The organism is Brachyspira catarrhinii (assembly GCF_005518285.1).
In the GTDB taxonomy this organism is placed as follows: Bacteria; Spirochaetota; Brachyspiria; order Brachyspirales; family Brachyspiraceae; genus Brachyspira; species Brachyspira catarrhinii.
The window spans coordinates 1-1,205 of record NZ_SJDU01000545.1 but is presented as its reverse complement, the minus strand read 5'-3'; the positions used below and the strand labels follow the sequence as shown (position 1 = coordinate 1,205).

The window sequence follows — 1,205 nt, the reverse complement described above, 5'->3', positions numbered from 1 at the left end:
TAACCAACGAAGATGGTAAAGTTTTCCCCGCTTGGTATCTAACCGAAGAGCAACAGCAAACTAACTATACTCAAGGTCCTACAATCTTATTCGATTCGAGAGGCGGAACGACCGACCCTCAAATATATCATATACCTGCGATAATAGTAGCCGATAACGGAAATATTATAGCCTTCGCAGACGATAGACATCAAAAAGGCAGAGATGTCGGTTCAAAAACAGGTCCCATAGATATAGTTTATAAAATTAGTAAAGACGGAGGCAAAACTTGGAGCGAGCAAAAAACTATTTTACCCGCCTCTCAAAATGATGTTATGACGGGAATTGAAAATAAAGGCGATGTTTCAGTATTCAAATGTTTGAGCGGAAAATTGGTGGCTTTAGCGGTATCTGGCGGCGGTTGGATAGCTGGAAAAAACGACGCAACTCCTTCAAGGATGGTTATGTCAAAAAGTTTGGATAACGGCGAAACTTGGACTGCATGGAAAGAGGTGGGACAAACATCCGTATTCAGTAAAATGAAAAATATGAGCCCAAGTGTCAATAGAGCGTTTGCAAGTTCGGGCAGAGGAACTACATTAAAGAGCGGTAGATTGGCAACTGCTATGCTTGGAGATAACGGCGCTTTAATAGTATTTTATTTATATTCCGATGACGAGGGCGAGACTTGGAATATTTATGATAATATGGGAGTCGCTAAAGGACAATACTCTTTGTCAGAGCCAAAAATAGTGGGCGAATTGGATAACGGCGATTTACTTATGTCGGTTAGAAATGGACAAGGTGTAAGAGGCGGAGAAGGACAACCTCGTATGTATGGGTATTCTACTGACGGAGGATTAACTTGGGGAACTTTCAATAGTCCGTCTTCTGGACAACTTGGAATTTGGAATAGTAGGATGAAATGCGGTAATGTGAACGGCGAAGGTATAGTTTGGACAAGAGCAGGCGAGCATGACAAGACGAGAATACTCCAATTACTAACGGGACCTAATTTCAGACGAGGAATGAATTTTTGGTTGAGTGAAGATGATGGCAGAAGCTTTAGACAAATTTTCAATGTAATCGATACTGCTGTATATCCAGGTAAATATAACTCGGGCTATACCTCTTTGGATGTTTGCGGAGACGGAACTATCGTCACTCTCTACGAAGAATATAACGAAAGTAATACGAAAGTTGGAGACTCCGATTACGATTTGGTA

General features: G+C 41.2%; 1 protein-coding gene. It reads left to right on the top strand.

From position 1 onward, the window contains the following. Positions 1–1,205: sialidase family protein (locus EZH24_RS12200; RefSeq protein WP_137999333.1), on the top strand; the 1,205-nt coding region annotated here is incomplete at both ends.